We start from the raw sequence: 8,251 nt of genomic DNA, 5'->3' as shown, positions 1-8,251 counted from the left end.
GTGGTTGGGCCCGCCCCCGGGGCCCGCGCCGTCGCCGTCGGCGGGGGGCGGGGCCGCCCCCGCCGCCGCCCCGGGCTCGGGTCCGGGGGCGGCGGCGGGCGGGTCCGCGGCGGGGGCCGCGCACCGCGTGCGTTCGGGCGGTGCGCGGGTGGGCGCCGTGGTGGCGCCGTGGGTGGTGCGGTCAGCCGGCGACGGAGACGCTGGGCTCGCCGGAGGCCACGCCGTCCTTCTCCATCTGGGCGGCGATCTTCATCGCCTCGTCGATGAGGGTCTCCACGATCTTGGACTCGGGCACGGTCTTGATGACCTCGCCCTTGACGAAGATCTGGCCCTTGCCGTTGCCGGAGGCGACCCCGAGGTCGGCCTCGCGGGCCTCGCCGGGACCGTTGACGACGCAGCCCATGACGGCGACGCGCAGCGGCACCTCCATGCCGTCGAGACCGGCGGTGACCTCCTCGGCGAGCTTGTAGACATCGACCTGGGCCCGGCCGCAGGAGGGGCAGGAGACGATCTCCAGGCGGCGCTGGCGCAGGTTCAGCGATTCGAGGATCTGGATGCCGACCTTGATCTCCTCGGCCGGCGGGGCGGAGAGCGAGACCCGGATGGTGTCGCCGATGCCCTCGGAGAGCAGCGCGCCGAAGGCGACCGCCGACTTGATGGTGCCCTGGAAGGCGGGCCCGGCCTCGGTGACGCCCAGGTGCAGCGGGTAGTCGCACTGGGCGGCCAACTGGCGGTAGGCGTTGATCATCACGACCGGGTCGTTGTGCTTGACCGAGATCTTGAGGTCGGTGAAGCCGTGCTCCTCGAACAGCGAGCACTCCCACAGCGCGGATTCCACCAGCGCCTCGGGGGTGGCCTTGCCGTACTTGGCGAGCAGGCGGCGGTCCAGGGATCCGGCGTTGACGCCGATCCGGATCGGGGTGCCGGCGTCGGAGGCCGCCTTGGCGATCTCCTTGACCTGGTCGTCGAACTTCTTGATGTTGCCCGGGTTGACCCGGACCGCCGCGCAGCCGGCGTCGATGGCCGCGAAGACGTACTTGGGCTGGAAGTGGATGTCGGCGATCACGGGGATCTGCGACTTGCGGGCGATGACCGGCAGGGCGTCGGCGTCGTCCTGGGTGGGACAGGCGACGCGGACGATCTGGCAGCCGGAGGCGGTCAGCTCGGCGATCTGCTGGAGCGTGGCCCCGATGTCGGAGGTACGGGTGGTGGTCATCGACTGCACGGACACGGGGGCGTCGCCGCCCACCGCTACGGAGCCGACCTGGATCTTCTTGCTGACGCGGCGATCAGCCAGCTTGATGGGTACGGAGGGAATTCCCAACGAGATGGCGCTCATGATGTACGTGCAACCCCATGCGGATCTAGGTCCCGGGAAAGGCGGGCTCAGGCCCTTGACATTACCCTTCCCGAGTGATGGTCGGTTAACCGGTAAGCCGTACCGGTGTGACGATATCGGCTGCCAGAACCAGCAGCGTGAAACAGACGAAGACCCCTGCCACCACGTAGGCCACGGGCATCAGTTTCGCCACGTCGAAGGGGCCCGGGTCGGGGCGCTTGAGGAGTCTGGCGGTGTGCCGGCGCACGCTCTCCCAGGCCGCGCCGGCCATGTGGCCGCCGTCCAGCGGGAGCAGCGGCAGCATGTTGAACAGGAAGAGGGAGAGGTTGAAGCCCGCGACCAGGAAGAGCGCGGTGGCGATCTGCTGGCTGGCCGGGATGTCGAGGGTGAAGATCTCGCCGCCGACGCGGGCGGCTCCCACGACGCCCATCGGGGAGTCCTGGGCCCGCTCGCCGTTGCCGAGCGCGGCGTCCCACAGGTCGGGGATCTTGGAGGGCAGGTTGACCAGGGCCTGGACGCCGGTGGTCATGATGTCGCCCATCCGGTCCACGGCCTGCGGGAAGTCCTGCTTGACGATGCCGGACGCCGGGGAGAAACCGAGGAAGCCGGCGCTGACGTACTCGCCCTCGACGTAGGCGCCGCTGCTGTCGGTCTTGGCGACCTGGTTCTCGATGAGGTCGGCTTCCAGGACGTGGGTGGTGCCGTCCCGCTCGACGGTGATGGTGGCCGGGCCGATCGTGTCGCGGATGCTCTGCTGGAGGGTGCCCCAGTCGTCGACCGGCTCACCGTTGAAGGCGACGATCGTGTCGCCCGTCCGCAGGCCCGCGGCGTTGGCGGGGGCCAGCGGGTCGTCCGCGCGGCAGTCGCGCTGTTCCTCGCTCTGCGAGATGACGCACTCGGAGACGGAGGCGACGGTGGTGGTCTGGGTGTTGATCCCGAAGAACATCAGCACGCCGAGGAAGATCGCCACGGCGAGGATGAGGTTCATGGCGGGGCCGGCGACGAAGACGACGATGCGCTTCCAGGGCTTGCGGGTGTAGAGCAGGCGCTTCTCGTCGCCGGGTTCCAGTTCCTCGAAGGAGGCGGCGCGGGCGTCCTCGATCATGCCGCGGAACGGCGAGGTGGAGCGCTGTCGGAGCTTGCCGTCGTCGGCGGGCGGGAACATGCCGATCATGCGGATGTAGCCGCCCATGGGGATGGCCTTGATCCCGTACTCGGTCTCGCCCTTCTTCCGCGACCAGAGGGTGGGGCCGAAACCCACCATGAACTGCGGCACCCGGACGCCGAAGAGTTTCGCGAAGCTGAAATGGCCCAGCTCGTGCCAGGCGATGGAGAACAGCAGTCCGAAGACGAAGACAAGTATCCCGATCAGGAACATCAAGCCCGTCATACCGTCGTTTCTCCATTCGCCACGGGTGCCGGCTGCGGCAGCCCGGCCAGCTCGCGGGCGCGGACGCGCGCCCGGGTCTCCGCTTCGAGGACGTCGGAGAGGGTGAGCGAGGTTCCGGCGAAGGCATCGCCCTGCTCCTCGACCACTCGGGCCACCGTGTCCACGATCCCGGTGAACGGCAGCAGACCGGCGAGGAAGGCGTCGACGCACTCCTCGTTGGCCGCGTTGTACACCGCGGGTGCGGTACCGCCGAGGCTACCGACATGGCACGCGAGCGGCACCGAGGGGAAGGCGTCGGTGTCCAGCGGGAAGAACTCCCAGGTGTGCGCGCGGGTCCAGTCCACGGCCGGCGCCGCCTGCGGAACGCGCTCCGGCCAGCCGAGACCGAGCGCGATGGGCATGCGCATGTCGGGCGGCGAGAGCTGGGCGAGCGTGGAGCCGTCTGTGAATTCCACCATCGAATGAATGTACGACTGCGGGTGGACCACGACCTCGATGCGGTCGAACGGGATCCCGTACAGCAGGTGCGCCTCGATCACCTCCAGGCCCTTGTTCACCAGGGTCGCCGAGTTGATCGTGATCACCGGACCCATGTCCCAGGTGGGGTGATTGAGCGCCTGCTCACGGGTGACATCGGCCAGCTCCGCCCGCGTACGGCCCCGGAACGGGCCGCCGCTCGCGGTGACGATCAGCTTGCCGATCTCGCCCCGGGTGCCGCCGAGCAGCGCCTGGAAGAGCGCCGAGTGCTCGGAGTCCACCGGGATGATCTGCCCCGGCTTCGCCAGCGCGGCGACCAGCGGGCCCCCGACGATCAGCGACTCCTTGTTCGCGAGGGCGAGCACATGCCCGGCGCGCAGGGCGGCCAGGGTGGGGGCCAGCCCGATGGAGCCGGTGATGCCGTTGAGGACCGTGTGACACGGCCGGCCCGCCAGCTGGGCCGCGGCGTCCGGGCCGGCGAGGATCTCCGGCAGCGGCTCCCCCACCCCGTACCGGGTGCGCAGCGCCTCGCGCAGCTCGGTGACCTTCCCCTCCTGGGCGATCGCCACCGCGCGTACCTGGAGCCGGTACGCCTGCATGGCCAGCAGTTCCACCCGGCCGCCGGCGGCGGAGAGGCCGGTCACCCGGAAGCGTCCCGGGTTGGCCAGCACGACGTCGATGGCCTGGGTCCCGATCGATCCCGTCGAGCCCAGGATGACCACCTCGCGCACCCCCTCGGGCGGTGCGGCGGAATAACGCAGACGGGGATCGGCGAGGACCCCGGAAGACTCGGTCATTCCCCCATTGTGTCCGCTCCGGCGGGCGCCATGTCCCGGGGTGGCTCTTGCAGGTGGAGTTCGGCGCGCACCAGTTCGAGCAGCCGGCCCGCCTGATTGCGGCCCCGGCCGCCGTTGTCGCCCCAGAAGTCCGAGTCGATGTCGTCGTGCAGCAGCGTCGCGTCACCGGTCGCCCGCAGAATCCGGGCCAGCGACGGGTGCTGGGCGTACTTGGCGCGCAGCAGATCCGCCAGGACGGCGCTGCGCACCCGGGTCCAGTCCGGGCGGCACGCGGCCCCACCGGCGATCCGGCGCGCCGCGTACGGGCTGTCGGCGGCGGCCGCCCGCGCCCGCACCCCGGGGTCCTCCAGGGAGAGCGCGACGAGGGCGACCGCGACCGAGGCGTAGCGGGTGCCGTCGACCGTGAGGGGCGCCGGGTAGTCGTTGCGCAGTCCGGCCTTCCCGGGGTTCTCCCGCAGTGCCCGCAGCGAGGTCTGGTGGAGTTGCACGGCCGGGGGCGGGACGGGCGCCCGGGCGGCGTGCTCGGCGCGATGAGCGGCGCGCTCCGCGAAGTACTCCAGGGCCCACGCGTAGCCCGGACCCTCCGGCCCGTCCAGCAGGGCGCGCAGCGGCCGGTCCTTGTTGTCCATGTCACCGAGCGCGTAGTGCCGCCGGGACTCGGGGATCAGCCGGTACGCCGCCCGGGCGGCGGCCAGGTTCTCCTCGGTGCGGTCGGCGAGGTAGGTGTCGACGGCGTCGAGACACCGCCCGGTCGAGTCGGGTCGCCGGTTCAGCCGGTCGACGGTGTCCCGTATCTCGGCCAGCAGCAGTTCGGGGGTGAGCCAGGTCCGCGGCTCCCCGAACCGCCAGGTGGCCAGCTCGTGCGCGGACGCCGGAGCGCCCTCGGGCAGTTCGGTGGCCACCCGCCCGTGGCGCAGCTGCTCCGCGAACTCCTCCAGGGTCACCAGGCCCCAGCAGTCGACGAGCCCGTCGGCGTAGATGAACAGATCGGTGAGGTGGTACGTTCCGCCGTTGCGGAGGAACGCGTGCCGCCAGGTCCCGGCGATCCGGACCCCGTCGGCGACGCGGTGAACGATGCGATGGGCGAGCATCTCCCCATTGTGCGGCGGGGATTGCGGCCCCTCGGCGCTCCCGGGCGCGGCGGCGGTTCCGTACCGCGTCACCCGGCCGGTCGTCCCGGGTGGGGGCTCAGGGGATCGGACGGTGGAGGTTGGGCCGGGACGAGGGGCCCGGGGGTGTGTAGGCGATCCAGGGGCCTTCCGTCGAGGTGTCCAGGACGCCCTCCTCCAGCCAGGTGTACGCGCCGTCCAGGACGCCCCGGGCCAGGGTGCGGTCCGCCGCGTCGGAGCTGTGGTGCAACTGGGCGAAGCGGTCCTCGATCCGGGTGCGGGCCTGGCGGCAGAAGGCGTGGGCCAGTGCGTACGCCTCCTTGCCGTTGTCGCGGTGGCCCCGGGTGCGCAGGCGTTCGGCGTGGACGCAGGCGGCGCTCATCGCGCAGAGTTCGGCGCCGATGTCCACCAGCCGACCCAGGTAGCGCTGCCGGGTCTCCAGGCCGCCCTGCCAGCGGGCCATGCCGGAGAAGGTGGCGCGGGCGAGGCGGCGTGCGGTGCGTTCGACGTAGCGCAGTTCGGCGGAGAGGTCGGGGTGGCCCGGCACCCGGAAGTCGCCGTAGGCGAGCGGCAGCTGGCCGCGGCCGGCGGCCAGGGACGGCAGCCAGCGGGCGTAGAAGCCGGTCGCGGCGAGGGCCGCCTTCCGTTTGGCGGTGAAGTTCTGTTCCGGGTCGATCAGCGCGCCGGCCACCGTGAGGTGGGTGTCCACCGCCTCGCGGGCGATCATCAGCCGCATGATCTCGGAGGAGCCCTCGAAGATGCGGTTGATCCGCATGTCGCGCAGCAGTTGCTCCGCCGGGACGCCGCGTTCGCCGCGCGCCGCCAGCGACGCGGCGGTCTCGTAGCCGCGTCCGCCGCGCAGTTGCACCAGTTCGTCCGCCATCCGGCCGGCGAACTCGCTGCCCAGCAGTTTGGCCACCGCCGCCTCCAGCCGGATGTCGCCGCCTCCCTCGTCGGCCATCTCGCTGAAGACCTCCAGCAGCGCCTCCATGGCGAAGGTGGTGGCCGCGATGTAGGAGAGCTTGCCGCCGATCGCCTCGTGCTCGCCGATCGGCTTGCCCCACTGGACCCGCTCCGCCGACCACTGGCGGGCGATCCGCAGGCACCATTTGCCGGCGCCGACCGCGACCGCCGGGACCGCGAGCCGGCCGGTGTTGAGGGTGGTCAGGGCGATCTTGAGGCCGGCGCCCTCCGCGCCGATCCGCTGGCTGCCGGGGACCCGGACCCGGTGGAAGCGGGTGACGCCGTTCTCGATGCCGCGCAGCCCCATGAACGTGTTGCGGTGCTCGACGGTGATGCCGGGCGAGTCCGCCTCGACGACGAACGCCGTGATGCCGCCGGGGTGGTCGCCGCTGCCGGGCACGTCGGCCATGACCACCAGGAGTTCGGCGATCACCCCGTTGGTGGTCCACAGCTTGACGCCGTCCAGGACGTAGTCGTCGCCGTCCGGCTCGGCGGTGGCGCCCAGCCGGGCGGGGTCGGAGCCGACGTCGGGCTCGGTGAGCAGGAAGGCGGAGATGGCGCCGCGTGCGCAGCGCGGCAGGTAGGCGCGTTTCTGTTCCTCGGTGCCGAAGAGCGCGACCGGCTGCGGTACGCCGATCGACTGGTGCGCGGAGAGCAGCGCGCCGACCGCCGGGCTGGCGGAGGTGAGGACGGCGAGGGCACGGTTGTAGTACACGTGGCTGAGACCGAGACCGCCGTACCGGGGGGAGATGTTCATGCCGAACGCGCCGAGTTCGCGCAGTCCGCGCACCACCTCGTCGGGGATGCGGGCCTCGCGTTCGATGAGCGGGGCGTCGATGTGGTCGGCGCAGAACTCCCGCAGGGCGGTCAGAAAGCGTTCCCCGGTGCGTACCGCCTCCGGGTCGGGGTCCGGGCGGGGGTGGATGAGAGCTAGCCGGAAGCGGCCGAGGAAGAGCTGGCCGGCGAAGCCGGGGGTGCGGGCCTGGGTGGCGCGGGCGGCCTCGGCCAGGCGTCTGGCCTCCCGCTCCGCGTCCGTGGAGTCGCCGGTCGCGGTCATCGCCGCTCCCCTCGCCGTCGGGACATGAGGGATCGGGACCTGCTGTTACGTAGGTACCCGATTCCGGCGCCGCGTACCACCCGGTCGGTGATCACGAAAGCTCCATCGAAGCGCTTCGATACATCTATGGACACAAACCATGGCCCGGTCTAAGGTCAACGCGGTTCCATCGTTTGGAGCGTTCGAATCCCCGCGGCGAACGGGTGGTCGAAGCGCTTCACCCGGCTTTCCACGGAGGCCCCTCTATGGTCACTCTCGCCGAGGTCGCCCGCCACGCCGGCGTCTCCGCCAGCACCGTGAGCTACGTCCTCAGCGGCAAGCGGACCATCTCGGCCCCCACCAGGGAGCGGGTGGAACGCAGCATCCGGGAGCTGGGCTACCACCCCAACGCCGGGGCGCGGGCGCTGGCGAGCAGCCGTTCGGACATCATCGCGCTGATGATGCCGCTGCGGACCGACATGTACGTGCCGGTGATGATGGAGATCGCCATGGCGGTGGCGACGACGGCGCGCGCGCACGGGCGGGATGTCCTGCTGCTGACCGACCAGGAGGGCCCCGAGGCGGTACGGCGGGTGATCGGCAGCGGGCTGGCGGACGCCATGATCCTGATGGACGTGGAACTGGAGGACGAGCGGCTCCCGCTGGTGCACGAGGCGCCCCGGCCGGCCGTCCTCATCGGGCTGCCCGCCGACACCGAGGGCCTGACCTGCGTCGATCTGGACTTCGCGGCGACCGGGCGGCTGTGCGTTGACCATCTGGCGGCGCTCGGCCACCGGGAGCTGGCGGTGATCGGGGAGGCGGCGGCCGTGTACGAGCGGCACACCGGCTTCGCCGAGCGCACCATCACCGGGGTGCGCGAGCGGGCCGCCGAGCTGGGGCTGCGGGTGCTGCACCGGCCGTGCGAGGGGAGTTTCGAGTCGGTGGCCGGCGCCCTGGCCCGGATCTTCGACGAGCGGCCGGCGACGACCGGGATCGTGGTGCAGAACGAGAGCGCGGTCGGGCCGCTGCTCTCCCTGCTGCGGCAGCAGTGCAAGGCGGTGCCCGAGGACCTCACGGTGGACGCGATCTGCCCCGACCCGGTGGCCACCCAGACGTCTGTCGCGCTGACCTCAGAGGCGA

The 8,251-nt window shown here is 71.6% G+C and carries 6 protein-coding genes; 1 reads left to right on the top strand and 5 read right to left on the bottom strand.

The features are described from left to right. Positions 1-181 precede the first annotated feature (181 nt). The 5 genes from ispG to ACFV5N_RS20980 form a co-directional block, all read right to left on the bottom strand. Entirely contained in the window at positions 182-1,339 is a 1,158-nt protein-coding gene (gene ispG, locus ACFV5N_RS21000) for a flavodoxin-dependent (E)-4-hydroxy-3-methylbut-2-enyl-diphosphate synthase (RefSeq protein ID WP_385601991.1), read from the bottom strand. Between the two features lie 85 nt (positions 1,340-1,424). Then, positions 1,425-2,729: a M50 family metallopeptidase gene (locus ACFV5N_RS20995; RefSeq protein ID WP_385601988.1), complete on the bottom strand. Its 1,305-nt coding sequence runs from the start codon at positions 2,727-2,729 to the stop codon at positions 1,425-1,427. After that, positions 2,726-4,003, bottom strand: coding sequence for a 1-deoxy-D-xylulose-5-phosphate reductoisomerase (dxr, locus tag ACFV5N_RS20990; protein ID WP_385601985.1), 1,278 nt, complete (start codon positions 4,001-4,003; stop codon positions 2,726-2,728). Before dxr ends, ACFV5N_RS20995 begins: the two co-directional genes overlap by 4 nt. Next, entirely contained in the window at positions 4,000-5,094 is a 1,095-nt protein-coding gene (locus ACFV5N_RS20985) for an NADAR family protein (RefSeq protein ID WP_385601982.1), read from the bottom strand. Before ACFV5N_RS20985 ends, dxr begins: the two co-directional genes overlap by 4 nt. A 97-nt stretch (positions 5,095-5,191) precedes the next feature. Continuing rightward, the gene (locus ACFV5N_RS20980) at positions 5,192-7,132 is read right to left on the bottom strand and encodes an acyl-CoA dehydrogenase family protein (protein WP_385601981.1); all 1,941 of its coding nucleotides are present in this window, start codon (positions 7,130-7,132) and stop codon (positions 5,192-5,194) included. A 245-nt stretch (positions 7,133-7,377) separates the two neighbouring features. Between ACFV5N_RS20980 and ACFV5N_RS20975 the strand changes: the two genes are divergently transcribed. After that, the coding region (locus ACFV5N_RS20975) for a LacI family DNA-binding transcriptional regulator (protein ID WP_385601978.1) at positions 7,378-8,251 on the top strand (874 nt) is incomplete at its 3' end.

It is taken from the genome of Streptomyces sp. NPDC059853 (assembly GCF_042731495.1).
Classification (GTDB): domain Bacteria; phylum Actinomycetota; class Actinomycetes; order Streptomycetales; family Streptomycetaceae; genus Streptomyces.
Note: the sequence above shows the minus strand (reverse complement) of the source record. Positions and strands in the feature narration are given on the sequence as shown.